Here is a 16,204-nt window from a genome sequence, read left to right on the forward strand (position 1 = left end):
ACCGCGAATTATTCGCGTCGTGCGGATGGCGCGGAAATCCACAGGATGGTCGCCCAAGTAATTCAGGCACCGGGCAGCCGATGAATTGGGGATGGCGCAGGCATGTCAGAAGACAGGCTGGTCGACGCTCTCCGCGCGTCGCTCAAGGAGACCGATCGGCTGCGCGAGCAGAACAGGAGACTCACGGACGCCGCCAGGGAGCCGATCGCCATCGTCGGCATGGCGTGCCGCTTCCCGGGTGGCGTGATGTCCCCCGAGGACCTGTGGCGGGTCGTCGCAGAAGGACGCGACGTCGTCGGGGAGTTCCCCGCCGACCGCGGCTGGGACCTGGAGCGGCTGTACGACCCGACGGGACAGCGACCAGGCTCCACCTACGTCCGTGAGGGCGGGTGGTTGCACGACGCTGCGGATTTCGACGCCGGGCTCTTCGGAATCAGCCCTCGCGACGCCCTGCTCATGGACCCGCAGCAGCGTCTGCTGCTGGAACTGGCGTGGGAGGCCTTCGAACGGGCAGGAATTCCGCCGCACAGTGTCAGGGGCGTTCCTGTTGGCGCATTCGCCGGCGTGATGTACCACGACTACCCCGGCAGCTACGGCTCCTCCGGCCCGGTGTCGGGACGGGTGTCCTACACCTTCGGCCTGGAAGGGCCCTCCGTCACCCTCGACACCGCCTGCTCCTCCTCCCTCGTGGCGGTCCACCTGGCCGTGCAGGCGCTCAGGTCGGGAGAGTGCACCCTCGCCCTGGCCGGCGGGGTATCCGTCATGTCCACACCCCGCACCTTCGTGGAGTTCAGCCTGGACCGGACCCTCTCGAGCGACGGCCGCTGCCACTCCTTCGCGGCCTCCGCCGACGGCACGGGCTGGTCGGAGGGCGCGGGCATGGTGCTCATCGAGCGTCTCTCCGACGCGCGCAGGAAGGGCCACCCGGTGCTGGCGGTCATCCGTGGGACGGCCGTCAACCAGGACGGCGCCTCCAACGGTATGACCGCGCCCAACGGGCCCGCCCAGCAGCGGGTGATCCGTCAGGCCCTGGCCAACGCCCGCCTGACCCCCGACCAGGTGGATGCGGTGGAGGCACACGGAACCGCCACCGTGCTGGGCGATCCCATCGAGGCCGAGGCGCTCCAGGCCACCTACGGCAAGGACCGGGCCGGCGACCGGCCCCTCTGGCTGGGCTCGGTCAAGTCGAACCTCGGGCACACCCAGGCGGCCGCGGGCATCGCAGGCGTGATCAAGATGGTCATGGCGTTACAAGGCGGCCTGCTGCCGAAGACGCTGCACGTGGACGAGCCGACCAGGCAGGTCGACTGGTCGGCCGCCGCCGTGCGGCTGCTCACCGAGCCTGTCGAGTGGCGGCGGAACAGCCGGCCACGCCGCGCCGGCGTGTCGTCCTTCGGCCTGAGCGGGACCAACGCGCACCTCATCCTCGAAGAACAGGAAGAAGCGGCGGAACCCGAGGCCCCGGCCAGGAGCGGCGGCCCGATCCCGCTGGTGATCTCCGCGCGCGGCCGGGAGGCGGTCGGCGCCCAGGCGGCTCAGCTCCTGGAGTTCATGCGCCGGCGTCCGCACGTCGAGGCCGCCGACGTGGCCTACTCCCTCGCGGTGACCCGCTCCTCTCTCGATCACCGCGCTGTCGTCACCGGGCACGATCGCGACGACCTCGTGCGCGGGCTGGCCGCCCTGGTCCAGGACGAGCCCTCACCCGCCGTCGTCCGCGGCGTGTCTCGCGGGGACGCGACGACCGCGTTCCTGTTTTCCGGCCAGGGAGCGCAACGCCCCGGCATGGGCATGGAGCTCCATGCGAGGTTCGCGGACTTCGCCGTGGCCTTCGATGAGACCTGCGCGGCGCTCGACGAATGGCTGGACCGCTCGCTACGCCAGGTGATCGAGTCCGACGCCGAGGCGCTCGGGCAGACCGCCTACACCCAGGCCGCGCTGTTCGCCGTCGAAGTGGCACTGTTCAGGCTCTTCGAGAAACTCGGCGTCCATCCCGACCACCTCGCCGGGCACTCCATCGGCGAGCTGAGCGCCGCACACGTCGCCGGCGTGCTGTCCCTGCGCGATGCCGCGCGGCTCGTGGCGGCGCGAGGACGGCTGATGCAGCAACTGCCGCCAGGCGGGGCCATGGTGGCTGTGCGCGCCTCCGAAGGGGAGGTCAGGCCGCTGCTGACCCGGAACGTGAGCATCGCCGCCATCAATGGCCCCACGTCGGTGGTCGTGTCCGGCGACGTCGCCGAGGTGATCGCCCTGGCCGCCGCCTGCGAGGGCAAGGGCCGCGCCACCCAGCGGCTAGGGGTCAGCCACGCGTTCCACTCGGCGCTCATGGAGCCGATGCTCGACGACTTCAGAGCGGTCGCGGCGGGCCTCACCTACGCGGCTCCGCAGATCCCCATCGTCTCGTGCCTCACCGGCGAGCCGGTCGACGAGCAGGAGCTGTGCTCCCCGGACTACTGGGTACGGCACGCCCGCGAGGCGGTCCGCTTCCACGACGCAGTGACCAGCCTTCGCGCCAAGGGCGTCAACCGGTTCGTCGAGCTGGGCCCGGACGGCACGCTCACGGCGATGGTGCGGGCGGGCCTCGGCGACCAGGGAGACGCGCTCCTGACAGTCCCGGCGCTGCGCAAGGATCGGCCGGAGCACCTGGCTCTGACCGTCGCCCTGGCCGAGCTGCACGTGCGCGGCGTGTCGCCTCGTTGGGAGGCCTACCTCGCCGGGCGTGGCGCCGGCCGTACCGCCCTGCCGACCTACGCCTTCCAGCGTCAGCGGTACTGGCTGGAGGCGTCCGCGATGGACGGTGACCCGGCCTCCCTCGGCCTCGACTCGGCGGGTCACCCCCTGCTGAACGCCGTGACGATGATCGCTCACTCCGACAGCGTCGTGTACTCCGGACGCCTGTCGCTGGCGACGCACCGGTGGCTGGCCGACCACACCGTCGGCGACTCCGTGGTGCTGCCCGGCACCGCCTTCGTGGAACTGGCGATCCGGGCCGGGGACGGTACGGGCACCCCTCGGCTGCGTGAGCTGACCCTCCACGCGCCGCTCGTGGTGCCGGAGCACGGCGCGGTCAGGATCCAGGTGGTCGTCGGAGCCCCCGACGCGGCGGGGGAACGTCCGATCACCGTCCACTCGCGGCCGGGCGACGCCGCCGCGCACGCGGGATGGGTACGCCACGCGACCGGCGTCCTCGCGGCCGGTCGCGCCGGCGTACCGAAGGGCCTGGCCGCCTGGCCGCCCCCCGGCGCGCAGCCGGTTCCCCTGGACGGCCTGTACGAGGAGCTCGCCTCGCGCGGACTGGCCTATGGGCCGACCTTCCGCGGGCTGCACGCCGTCTGGCGCCGTGGCGAGGAGGTCTTCGCCGAAGTGCGGCTGCCGGACCTTCAGCGTCTGGCCGCCGAGTCGTTCGGGCTGCATCCGGCAGTGCTCGACGGCGCCCTGCACGCCGTGGGGCTGATCGGGCCGCAGGATGGCGAGGCGGCTCTGCCGTACGCCTGGCAGGACGTGGAGCTGTTCGCGGCCGGTACGCCGACCGCGCGGGTGAGGATCACACGTACGGCGGCGCAGACCGTGTCGCTCGACCTGGCGGACGCGGCCGGGCAGCCGGTGGCCGCGGTCGGGGCGCTTACCCTTCGGGAGGTTTCGGCCGCATGGCCGGCCCCGTCCGCCGGACCTGGGGAAGGTGCGGAGCTCTACCAGGTCTCGTGGATCCCGGCTGAGCTGCCGGAGGCGGCAGAGCTCAGCGTCGCCGACTTCGAGGCCCTTGAGCTCACGGACGGGTCCGGGCCGGACGTCGCGGTCTTGCGTGTGACCGGTGGCGAGGGCGCCGCGGCTGCGCGCTCGGCCACGCATCGGGTGCTCGGCGCCGTGCAGGCCTGGTCCCGCGTCCGGGGCGGGCGGCTGGTGGTGCTGACCGGCGGGGCCGTCGCCCTGCCCGGCGAGGACGTCCGCGACCTGGCAGCCGCGGCCGTTCACGGAATGGTCAGATCGGCCCAGTCCGAGGAGCCGGGGCGGTTCGTCCTCGTGGACGCCGACGACGAGCGGGCCGCGCTCGGCATGGTCTCCCAGATCGTCTCGCTGAACGAGGCCGTCGTGGCGGTTCGTGCCGGCCGCGTCATGGTGCCGATGCTGGCCAGGTTGACCGCCGGCGGGCAGCCCGGCCTGCCGGACTGGGGCGACGGCGCCGTCCTCGTCACAGGCGGCACCGGAGCGCTGGGCTCCCTCGTCGCGCGCCATCTCGCGGAGCGCCACGGTGTGCGGCGACTGCTGCTGGCCAGCCGCCGGGGCGCCCGGGGCGCAGGCGTCGCCGAGCTCGTGGCGTCCCTGGCGGAAGCGGGAGCGGAAACCGAGGTGGTGGCCTGCGACCTCGGCGACCGGGCCGAGGCGGAGGCGCTTCTGGCCGGCCGGCGCATCACCGCGGTGGTGCACTGCGCGGGCGTGCTGGACGACGGCATCGTCACCGCCATGACGCCCGAGCGGGTCGACACGGTGTTCCAGCCCAAGGCCGAAGCCGCATGGCACTTGCACGAGCTCACCCGGGATTCCGGGCTGGCCGCCTTCGTCATGTTCTCCTCGGCCGCCGGGGTGCTCGGCGCGCCTGGACAGGCCAACTACGCCGCGGCCAACGCCTACCTCGACGCTCTGGCCCTGCACCGCCGCGCGCTGGGGCTGCCCGCCCACTCGCTGGCCTGGGGCCAGTGGGCGCTGGAGACCGGAATGGCTGCCGGCTCCGGCGGTGAGGGCCGGGCGGGGATGCTCGCGCTGCAGGCGGAGGAGGGCCTCGCGCTCTTCGACACCGCGCTGGCCTCGAGGCAAGCCATCGTGGTGCCCATCAAGCTCGACCTGACCGCCCTGCGCGAGGCGGGCGCACCCGACCTCATGCGAGGGCTGGCGCCCGCGCGCCGACGGGTGGCGTCGGAGGCTCGGTCCGGCGCCGGCGCCGCTCGGGGGGAGCTCGCCAAACTGTCGCCCGACGACCGGCGCACCGCGTTGCTGGACCTCGTGCTGGGCAACGTCGCCGACGTGCTCGGCCACGCCTCCAAGGAGCTGATCGACGCCGACCGGCCGTTCAAGGACCTCGGCTTCGACTCCCTCACCTCCGTCGAGCTGCGTAACCGGCTCAGCGCTGCCACTGGCGCCGCGCTGCCCAGCACGCTCGTCTTCGACCATCCGACGCCGACCGCGCTGGCCGACCACTTCGACATGCTGCTGCTCGGCGCGGCCCAAGGACCATCGACAGCGGAGCCGGCCGCGGACGTCACGGCGGACCCCGTCGCGATCGTTGGCCTGTCATGCCGCTTCCCCGGTGACGTCACCACGCCCGAGGAACTGTGGCGGCTGCTCGCTGAGGGCCGCGACGGCGCCTCTCCCTTCCCCGTCGACCGCTCCTGGGACCTGGACCACTGGTTCGGACTGCTCGCCTCGGCAGGGGTCGAGCCCATGGGCGGGTTCGCGCCGGGCGTCACCGAATTCGACGCCGCGTTCTTCGGCATCGGGCCCAACGAAGCGATCATGATGGACCCTCAGCAGCGCATCCTCATGGAGGCCTGCTGGGAGGCGCTGGAACGGACCGGAATCGACCCGCTCGCACTCCGGGGCAGCGCCACAGGCGTGTTCGCGGGGACCATGTCGGGAAGCTACGACCCCGGCCCTCTGACCAGCTACGAGCAGAACGGCAGCTACGCGGGCACCGGCTCGCTCAACAGCATGGTCTCGGGCCGCGTCGCCTACGCCTTCGGCCTGGAGGGCCCGTCGATCTCCGTCGACACCGCCTGCTCCTCCTCGCTGGTCGCCCTCCACCTCGCCGTCCAGGCCCTGCGCTCGGGCGAGTGCTCCCTGGCGCTCGTCGGCGGCGTCACCGCGCTCGCTTCGCCCGAGTCGTTCGCCCGCTTCGGCGAGGGACTGTCGTCCGACGGCCGCTGCAAGTCCTTCTCCGCGACCGCCGACGGCGTCGGCTGGGCCGAGGGGGTGGGCGTGATCGTGCTGGAGCGGCTCTCCGACGCCGAGCGCAACGGCCACGAGGTGCTGGCCGTGGTGCGGGGAAGCGCGGTCAACGCCGACGGCGCCTCCAACGGCCTGACCGCGCCCAGCGGGCCGGCCCAGGAACGGGTGATACGACGGGCGCTCGCCGTCACCGGGCTCCAGCCGTCCGACATAGACGCCGTAGAGGGGCACGGCACGGGCACGACCCTCGGCGACCCCATCGAGGCCAACGCGCTGCTGTCGACGTACGGTCAGGACCGCCCAGCGGACCGGCCGCTGTGGCTGGGCTCGATCAAGTCGAACATCGGGCACACGCAAGCGGCGGCGGGCGTGGCGGGCGTGATCAAGATGGTTCTCGCGCTGCGGCATGGTCAGCTGCCGATGAGCCGGTACGCCGACGCGCCGACGCCCCACGTGAATTGGTCGTGGGGCAACGTCAGGCTGCTGACGGAGAATGTTCCGTGGTCGCCGGGCGAGCGTCCCCGCCGCGCGGGGGTGTCGTCGTTCGGCTACAGCGGCACCAACGCGCACGTCATCCTCGAAGAGGCTCCGAGGCGGACACCGATCACGGCGCGACCGGACGGAGCGGACCCGCCCCCGGCCGCGCCCCAAGATGGCGGGACATCCGCGCACGCTGGACCGGCTCTGCCGTGGCTGCTGGCCGCCAGAACGGCGGAGGCGCTGCCCACGCAGGCGGACCGGCTGCTCAGGCACCTCGCCGACCACCCCGACGCCGACCCGTGCGACATCAGCTACTCGCTCGCCACCCGCCGTCCCCAGTTCGCGCATCGCGCCGCGATCGTGGGGGCCGGCAGCGGCGAGCTGCTCGCCGCCCTGACCGCCCTGGCGCGAGGCGAGCAGAGCCCTCGCGTCGTGACGGGCTCCGCGACGTCCGGCAAGACCGCCTTCCTCTTCCCCGGCCATGGCACGCCCCAGCCCGGCACGGGCCGCGATCTGCACGCGGCCTTTCCGGTGTTCGCCCAGGCGTTCGACGAGATCTGCGCCCGCTTCGACCGCTACCTCGACCGGCCGCTTCGCGAGGTCATGTTCGCCCCCGCCGGTTCGGTGAACGCCCAGCTGCTCGGCCAGGTCACCTTCCGCCAGGCCGCCGACTTCGCGCTGGGCGTGTCGCTGGCCCGGCTGCTGGAGCACTGGAAGGTGCGTCCCGACTACGTCCTCGGCCACTCCGGCGGTGAGATCGCCGCGGCGCACATCGCCGGGCTGCTGTCGCTCGCCGACGCCGTCAAGCTGACGGCGACGCGCGCCGAACTGGCCCAGGAGATGCGCAGCGGTGTCATGGTCGCGGTCGAGGCCAGTGAGGAGGAGATCTGCACCGTGCTCGCCGGGCAGGTGGGCATCGCGGCGGTCAACGGACCCGGATCGGTGGTCCTGTCCGGCGACGCCGCCGACGTTGAGGCGATCGCCGAGCACTGGCGTGCGCGCGGCCGGGCCGTACAGCGGCTGCCGTTCCCGACGGCGGATCACTCGCCGCTGATGGACGAGCTTCTCGACGAGCTCTACGACGTGGCCGACCAGTTGGCGTACGAGTCACCGCGGATCGGCGTGGTCTCCTCCGTCACCGGTGCGCTCGCCGCTGATGCCGACCTGGCGGATCCGGAGTACTGGTCGAGCGCGCCGAGCCGGACCGTGCGCTTCCTCGACGGCGTGCGCGCCCTGGAGAGCGAGGGTGTCAGGCGGTACGTGGACCTGAGCTCCGATGGCGCGCTGGCGGCGATGGTGCCTTCCTGCCTGACCGGCTCGGCCGAGGCCGCCGGCATCCTCCAAGTCGTTCGCGAGGAGATGCCGGAGGTGGAGGCGGTCGGCCTGGCGGTCGGCCGGCTGTACGTCGAGGGTTCCGGTTTGGATCCGGTGAGGCTGTTCGACGGCCGTGGCGCCAGGAGGGTGGAGCTGCCGCCCTACGCCTTCCACCGCAAGCGGTATTGGCCGGACGCCGATATGGGGGCGGTACGCAGCTCCGGCGGCATGTTGACGAGCGGGGTGGACTCCACGGAGCACGCGCTGCTCGGGGCCGCCGTCACCCTGGCCGACTCCGGCCACGTCGTGCTCTGCGGCCGGTTGTCGATCGAGACGCAGCCGTGGCTGGCCGACCACGCCCTCGGCGAGGCCATCGTGTTCCCCGGCGCCGGTATCGCCGAGTTGGTGATCAGGGCAGGTGACGAGGTCGGATGCCGCCGCCTGGAGGAGCTCACCCTGGAACGTCCCCTCGTGCTGCCCGAGCGCGGGAAGATCCAGGTTCAGGTCCTGGTCGGCGGGGCGGACGACTCCGGCGCCAGGAGCGTGACCGTGCACTCCCGGCCGTACGGCGGGGACGCGCCGTGGACCAGGCACGCGAGCGGCCTGCTCGCCTCCGACGCCGCGCCGGAGCCGCTTGGCCTGACCACGTGGCCGCCGCCCGAGGCCGAACCCATCGACCTCGACGGGTTCTATGGGGTCATGGCCGAGACCGGATTCCGGTACGGCCCCGCCTTCCGCGCGCTGCGCGCCGCCTGGAAGCTGCGCGGCGAGGTGTTCGCCGAGGTGCGTCTCGGCCACGAGGCCAGCCAGATCGCCTCGGGGTTCAGCCTGCACCCGGCCGCGCTGGACGCCGCGCTCCAGGCCGTGGCGCTGGCCGAGGAGATCGACGTCGAGGGCGGCGTGCCGTTCTCCTGGTCGGGCATGCAGCTGTACGCCACCGGTGCGACCAAGCTGCGCGTACGGCTGACGCCGACCGGCGGCGACACTGTGGCGCTCCTGCTGGCCGACGCGTCGGGCGCGCCCGTGGCCGGCGTGGAAGCCCTGGTGCTGCGTCCCGCGGGCCGGCCGGGCGGTGCGGAGGCACCTGCCGCGGGTCCCGGATGGCTGCTCGGCTGGAGTTGGCGGCGCGTGCCGTCCACCACCGCGCCGAGGCCGGGACCGTGGACGATCGTGGGCGGGACACCTGAGTCTTGGCGGGTCACCGGGATGGACGTGACGCCGCTCTCCGACCTGGCGGGCACCCCCGATGTCGTGCTGCTGGATCGCACTGAACCCGCCACGACGGCCCGCGCCGCGGTTCTGGGGACGTTGGACCTGCTCAGGACGTCGCTGTCCGACGACCGCCTCAGCGCGGCGACGATCGTGGTTCTCACGACGGGCGCGGTCGCGGTCGGCGACGCGGCCGTCACCGATCTCGCCGGGGCGGCGGCCTGGGGGCTGGTGCGCTCGGCGCAGGCGGAGAACCCCGACCGCATCGTGCTGGTCGACGTCGATGACGACCCCGCCTCGCTGCGAGCGCTCCCCGCCGCACTCGCGACCGGCGAACCCCAGGTGGCCCTGCGGCACGGCATCGCCCACGGGGCCCGGCTCGTGCAGCCACCCGCCGAGGCCGGCGAGCGGGCCGGAGCCTTCGGAGGCGCGGGCACCACGCTCGTCACCGGCGCCACGGGCGCGCTGGGCAGGCTGCTCGCCCGGCATCTGGTCGTCGCGCACGGTGTGCGGCGGCTGCTCCTGCTCTCCAGGGGAGGCGACGCGCCAGACCTCGCCGCCGAACTGGCCGAACTGGGTGCCGAGGCCACCTTCGCCGCGTGCGACGTGGCGGACCGCGACGCGGTGGCCGCCGTGCTCGCGGCCGTTCCGGCCGAGCAGCCGGTGACCGCCGTGGTACACGCCGCCGGGGCGGTGGACGACGCGACCGTCGGGACGCTGACCGAGGACCAGGTGGACGCGGTGCTGCGTCCCAAGGTGGACGGTGCTCTGGTGTTGCACGAACTCACCAATGACGCGCCGCTCACCGCGTTCGTGGTGTTCTCCTCGGTGGCCGGGCTCCTGGGCAACGCTGGACAGGGTAACTACGCCGCCGCCAACAGCTTCCTCGACGCGCTGGTCGCCCATCGCCGCGCCCGCGGGCTGCCCGCCCAGGCGCTCGCGTGGGGGTTGTGGGTGTCCTCCGGCGCCGCGGCCGACCGGGGGCGCATGGAGCGCAACGGCATGGCGGCGCTCACGGACCAGGAAGGCCTGGCCCTGTTCGACGCCGCCGTAGCGCGACCGGAGTCCCTGCTCGTCCCGATCAGGCTTTCGGCCACCGGTGACACGGACGGCGAGGTCCCGCACGTGTTCCGCGCGCTGGTCTCGACGAGACGGCGCGCCGCCGCCCGGGTCTCCGCGACCGAGGCGCACACACCCGGCCTCCGCCACCGGCTGGCAGGCCTCACCGGAGAGCAGCTCGACAAGGACCTGCTGGCCCTCGTCCTGGAGCACGCGGGCGCCCTGCTCGGCTACGGCGACAACGAGACGATCGATCCGCGACGTGACTTCCTGGAGTCCGGCTTCGACTCGCTGACCGCCGTCGAGTTGCGCAATCGCCTGGCCACTGCCACCGGGCTGCGGCTACCCCCCACGATCGTCTTCGACCGGCACACTCCGGCCGGGCTGGCCGCCCACCTCGCTACGGAACTCGTGACCGAGCCCGCCCCGGCCGCAGCCGCGCCCCGTGACACGGTGGTAGACCTGTTCCGCGAAGCCGCCGAGGCCGGACGGCTGATGGACGGGCTCCACCTGATGGGATCGGTGGCGAACCTACGGCCTGCCTTCTCCTCGCTCGCCGACGCCGGGCGGCTCCCCGCGCCGGTCCGGCTCGCGGGCGGGCCGAAGCCGCCGCATGTGATCTGCCTGTGCACCCCCGCTCCCATGGGCGGGCCGTACCAGTTCTCCAAGCTCGCCGGCTACTTCCGTGACAGACGCAGCCTCAGCGCCCTGGCGATCCCCGGCTTCGGCCCCGACGAGCGCCTGCCCACATCGGTCGACGCGATCCTCGACGTGCTCGCCGCCGCCGTGCGCGAAGTGGCGGGAGACCAGCCGTTCGCCCTGCTCGGCCACTCCTCTGGCGGCCTGCTCGCCTATGCGACGGCGGAACGGCTCGAGCGGACCGGCCATCAGCCCGCGGCTGTCGTTCTGCTGGACACCTACGTGGTCACCGGACCGCAGGGGGAACCCGGCGCGGCCATCGGCGAGGATATCGCGGCCGGTCTGGCGGCCGTGGCGATCGAGCGGGGCGAGCAGTACGGCCGCATCGACCGGACCACGCTCACCGCGATGGCCAGGTACGTCGACCTGCTGCCGAAGATCGAGCCGGCCGCTCTCGCGGCGCCGACGCTGCTGCTGCGCGCCGCACGGCCGTTCACCGGCGAGGAGGACGGGGACGGCTGGCGAACCACGTGGGCGGAAGCCGGCACGATCGACACCGTGCCCGGCGATCACTTCGGCCTCGTCGAAGACGACGCGGAGACCACCGCCGCGGCCGTCGACCGCTGGCTCGACTCCCTGAGCTGAAGGAAAGCCTCATGCGCGTGCTCGTCACCACCGAGACGTGGACCCGCCTCGCCGGCCTGGTTCCCCTGGGGTGGGCGCTGCGGACCGCGGGGCACGAGGTCTGCGTCGCCGTACCGCCCGCGCTCCTGCCTGCCGCGCGGGGCACCGGGCTGCCCGTGGCAGTGGTGGGACAAGGCGGCGCCGAGGTCGCCGAGGTCGCCGAGGTCGCCGAGGCCGCCGAGGCCGCCGAAGTCGACGCGGCGGCCCTGGCCGACTTCGCCGCCCGCTGGAAACCCGGCCTCGTGATCTGGGATGCCGACCACTTCGCCGGCCCCCTCGCCGCCCACGCGGTCGGCACCGCCCACGTCCGCGTGCTGACCGCACCGGACCGCTGGGGCCGGATATGGACCTCTCCGCCCGGCCGCGAGGACCTGGCTCGCCAGTTGAGCGCCGAGGCCGCCAGGTTCGGCGCCTCGTTCTCCGAAGACCTGGTGCTGGGTCAGGCGACGATCGACCCGCTGCCGTCCTGTCTTCGGCTCCCGCTGGAGGGTGAGGTCCAGGTGATACGGCAGGTGCCGTACGACGGGGTGGCCGTCGCTCCAGGATGGCTCCAGCGGAAGCCCAAGCACCCCAGGGTCTGCGTCACGCTGACGCGGCCGCAGGCCTCCTCGACAGCGGCCGTCCTCGCCGCGGTGGCCGAGCTCGACGTTGACGTGGTGGCGGTGCTCGACGCCGCCGCCCTCCCGCTCGGCACGCGCATCCCGGCCAACGTCCGGCTCCTGGAGCGCATGTCGCTGACCGTCCTGCTGCCCGGCTGCGCCGCTCTCGTGCACGACGGCGGGTCGGGCACGATCCTGGCCGCGATGATCTACGGAGTGCCTCAGCTGGGCCTGGCCACCGCTGTCTGGGGCGACAGCGACGTCATGGCCGAGATCGAGCGCTCCGGTGCGGGACTGTCCGGCGACGCCGGCGCACTGCCGGAGCAGATCACCCGGCTCCTGGAGGAGCCGTCGATCCGGGACGGCGCGGCCGGGGCACGAGAGGAGCTGTCGCGCAGGCCCAGCCCGCACGACATCGTTTCCTGGCTCGCGAAGCTCGCGGCCGATCCGATATCCCCAGGGGGCTCACGCCGACCATGACCAGACATCAGATCGATCCGCGGCTCTACAACGACAGCGACCTTTCACGTCACCTGCTGACGGTGCGCGGCGTTCAGTGGCTGCAGGGGGAGCGCGGCGTGCCGCTGGCCCGCATCCTGCGCGCTCAGGAGGCCGACCCCCGCGCGTGGTACCCGGAGTTGCGGGGCTATCCGGCGCTGCGGCAGAGCGACCTCGACGTGTGGATCATCGCCGAGCACGCGATCGCGGCCAAGGTCATGGCCGACCCCAGGCTGAAGGTGCGGGACCCGAGGTTCGCCCGCCGCCGCAGGCGCATCTACGGCCTTGACGCCGACACGACGCCGAAGCATGTGCTGGCGATCGACGACGCCACTCTGGCCCTGGAGCGCGACGATCACGACCGCCTGCGGCGGCTGACCGATCCCGTGCTCGGGGCCGCCGCCACGAACGCCCGCCGCGCGCACGTGGCGGCCGTATTCGGCGAGGTCGCCGAGGACCTGGCCGGCGAGTTCGACCTGATGACCGACTACGCGACGAGGGGCGTCATCGTGGCGCTCGCCGACGTGGTCGGCCTGCCCGTCGAGAAGCGGCCGTGGTTCGCCGAAGACGTCGTGGGAGCCGGCCACGTGCTGGACGCTCTGCTGTGCCCGCCCACCCTGCACTCCACCCGCAGGCTGGTGGAGTGCTACGACAGGGTGAAGGAGATGCTCACCGGCCTCATCGAGGATGGCCGATGCCTCGACCGCGTGGATGAGGGCACGGTGCTCCACGAGCTGTCGCGCCTCGCCGACGGTGAGAAGCGGGAGGCGGACACGCTCGCGGCGGGCCTGCTCACCCTCGTCGTCGGCACCCACCTGGCGTCGAACCTGATCTGCAACGCCATCCTGGCGCTCCTGGACCATCCGGATCAGTGGGCCCTTGTGCGCGAAGACCCGTCGCTCGCCGGCGCCGTCGTGGAGGAGACCCTGCGCTACGACCCGCCGCTCAGGATCGTCAGCCGGATCGCCGACCGGGACACTGACCTGTGCGGAGTCACGGTCAACGCGGGAGACCAGGTCGTCGTCCTCGTCGACGCCGCCAACCGCGACCCCGCGGCGTTCTCCGAGCCGGAGACCTTCGACCTCGCCAGGGCCGACCCGGTGCCGCACCTGACCTTCGATGACTTCCCGGCCCGGTTCGTCGCCCCCGTCGTGCGGCTTCTGGCCACCGAAGCGATCCGAGCGCTCGTGCCGCTCCTTCCCGGCCTGGAACGGGCCGGGGAGGTCGTGCGGCACATCCGCTCGCCCGTCATCGGGTTGATCGCACGGTGCCCGGTCTCCACGACCTCGCTGAGGTAGGTAGCAGATGCGTGTCCTGTTCGCGGTGTTCGCGTCCCCGACCCACGTGTACAACCTCGTGCCGCTGGCCTGGGCGCTGCGCGCGGCCGGGCACGAGGTCTTCGTGGCCGGCCAGCCCGGCGTCGTGGACGTGGCCACGATGACCGGGCTGCCGGCGGTCGCCGTGGGCGACGAGCTGGACTCCGGCGGCTCCTGGCGCGCCGGCGGGACGTGGAACCAGGCGGCCATCAGCCGCGGCCTCGCCGCACCGCACGAGGAGCAGCTCCTGGGCGGCTGGAACCATGTGCTCGGCGAATTCACGATGGGGTGCGGCGTCAGGTACGAGTCGCTGGCCGACCAGTCCTTCGCCGACGACCTGGTGAAGACGGCCTGCGCCTGGGAACCCGACCTCATCATCTGGGACGCGCTGACGTTCCCCGGACCCATAGCCGCACACGCCAGTGGCGCCGCGCACGCCCGCCTGCTGTTCGGTCTGGACTACATCTACCGCCTGTATCAGGACTACATCCGTCTCCGCGACCTGCAGCCGCCGGAGCGGCGCGACGATCCGCTGGCCGACTGGTTCACCGGCCGGCTCGCCAGGATCGGCCGCCGCTACGAGCCCGAGATGGCGACCGAGCTGCTCACCGGGCAATGGACCATCGACCCCGCGCCGACCTGGATGCGACTGCCCACGACGCTGCCGACCGTGTCGGTCCGGGCGCTGTCGTCCCCTGGACCCGTGGTCATCCCCGACTGGGTGCACACGCCGCCGGCCAAGCCGCGGGTCTGCCTGACCTTCGGGTTGACGATGCGTGAGCTGCTCGGCGACACCAGCGGGTCCACCGGCGACTTGCTGCGCGAGCTCGCCGACCTCGACATCGAGCTGGTCGCCACTCTCGACCCCAGCCAGCTCGACATGGCCACCATCCCGGACAACGTCACCATCGTGGACTTCGTCCCGCTCAATGAGCTGCTCCCCACCTGCTCGGCGATCGTGCACCACGCGGGGGCCGGGACCAGGAATCTGGCGATCACCCATGGCGTGCCGAGCGTTGTCATCCCCCACCCGATCTGGGACGGGCCGGAGTGCGGGCGGATGTTCCAGACCCGCGGCATCGGGCTGCACCTGCCGCTGGAGGAGTTCACGCCGGAGGCGCTCAAGGCCAAGCTGGTCACGATCCTGGCCGACCCGTCGTTCCGCACCACCGCGAGGGAGGCCCAGCGAGACCTGCTCGCCGCGCCGACCCCGCACAGCATCGTGCCGACTCTCGAAGAGCTGACCATCCGCTACCGGCGCAGGCTCTAGCCCGCGGGCGGGAGCCGGCGTTCCCGATGGCCTCGATCGGCCTCACGCCGGGCGGCCGGACCGGCCGACCCCTACTGCCGGCGTCCACCGCCACTCCTTGTGGTTAGGGGGTCTGGTCTGTCCCGCCGCGCGTTACATTCGGCACCGAGTAGAGCGCCTCGCGGAGGGTCCTATGCGTGTGCTGCTGGCCGTGCCGTCCTCGCGAGCGCGGCTGTACGGGATGGTCCCGCTGGGTTGGGCGTTGCGTACAGCGGGGCACGAGGTGCAGATCGCCGGCCGGTCATCGTTCACCGGGACGATCACGGCGACCGGGTTCGTGGCGGTGAGCGTGAACGAGGCGATCCGCGATGACCCGCGCGAGCTGGGCGGGGTGCTGGACTACGCCGCCCGGTGGCGTCCGGATCTGGTCATCTGGGACGCGGCGGCCTGGGGCGTGGCCGCGGTCGCGCGGAAGGGCGGGGCCGCGGGCGTGTGCCTGGTGGGACCACACGACCACGACACCGTGCCCCAGGACCCGGGGGCCGTCACGCTGACCACCCTGCCGCGGTCGCTGCGGCCCGCCGCCCACGCCGACCATCGTCCGGTGCGGTTCGTGCCCTATTCGGGCCCCGCCGAGCTCCCGGCCTGGCTGGGCAGGAAATCGCGCAGGCCGCGCGTCTACGTGTCGCGGCTGGACTCCGCCGTCGTGCTGGGCGGGCTCTTCGAGGCGGCCGGGGGCAGGCGGGTCGAGATCGTCTGTGCGGCGCGCCGCCTGCCCGAAGGGCTGCGACTGCCCGCCAACGTCCGGCTCGTGGACGGCGTCCCGGAGGTCGCGGTGCTCACCTCGTGTGCGGCGGTCGTGCACGACGGCGATCCCGTGGCCACTGTGACCGCCCTCGCCTGCGGGCTGCCCCAGCTCGCGCTCGTGCCGCCGCGTGGCGGCCCGGTGGGACGCGGCTTGTCGGGCGAGGGCGGCCTGCCTGGAGAAGTCGCGCGCCTCGGTGCGGGCCTGCTGGCCGACCCGGCGCGAGCCGGTGCCGAGGCGCTGGCCGGACACCTCGACCGGCTGCTGGGCGACCCCGCGCTGCGGGAGCGGGCGGAGCTGGCGCGGCGGGAGATCGCGGAGCTGCCGAGCCCGCGCGACGTGGTGCCCGTGCTGGCCGAGCTCGCCGCGGACCGGTAGGAGGCATTGGGGGTCCACCCCGACGAATAGGGGTGTG

General features: G+C 73.0%; 5 protein-coding genes. All 5 read left to right on the forward strand.

Annotation, left to right across the window (positions count from 1 at the left end):
• Positions 1–102 precede the first annotated feature (102 nt).
• The 5 genes from AB0C16_RS29935 (at position 103) to AB0C16_RS29955 (ending at position 16,167) form a co-directional block, all read left to right on the forward strand.
• Positions 103–11,283, forward strand: coding sequence for a type I polyketide synthase (locus AB0C16_RS29935; RefSeq protein WP_357687600.1), 11,181 nt, complete (start codon positions 103–105; stop codon positions 11,281–11,283).
• An 11-nt stretch (positions 11,284–11,294) separates the two neighbouring features.
• The gene (locus AB0C16_RS29940; RefSeq protein ID WP_357687602.1) at positions 11,295–12,401 is read left to right on the forward strand and encodes a nucleotide disphospho-sugar-binding domain-containing protein; all 1,107 of its coding nucleotides are present in this window, start codon (positions 11,295–11,297) and stop codon (positions 12,399–12,401) included.
• Positions 12,398–13,717: a P450-derived glycosyltransferase activator gene (locus AB0C16_RS29945; RefSeq protein ID WP_357687604.1), complete on the forward strand. Its 1,320-nt coding sequence runs from the start codon at positions 12,398–12,400 to the stop codon at positions 13,715–13,717. The genes AB0C16_RS29940 and AB0C16_RS29945 overlap by 4 nt, the downstream gene beginning before the upstream one ends.
• A 7-nt stretch (positions 13,718–13,724) precedes the next feature.
• A complete protein-coding gene (locus tag AB0C16_RS29950; RefSeq protein WP_357687606.1) occupies positions 13,725–15,005 on the forward strand; it encodes an activator-dependent family glycosyltransferase in 1,281 nt (426 codons plus the stop codon).
• A 172-nt stretch (positions 15,006–15,177) separates the two neighbouring features.
• The gene (locus AB0C16_RS29955) at positions 15,178–16,167 is read left to right on the forward strand and encodes a nucleotide disphospho-sugar-binding domain-containing protein (protein ID WP_357687608.1); all 990 of its coding nucleotides are present in this window, start codon (positions 15,178–15,180) and stop codon (positions 16,165–16,167) included.
• The last annotated feature ends 37 nt before the right edge of the window (positions 16,168–16,204 follow it).

Source organism: Nonomuraea sp. NPDC048916, assembly GCF_040649575.1.
In the GTDB taxonomy this organism is placed as follows: domain Bacteria; phylum Actinomycetota; class Actinomycetes; order Streptosporangiales; family Streptosporangiaceae; genus Nonomuraea.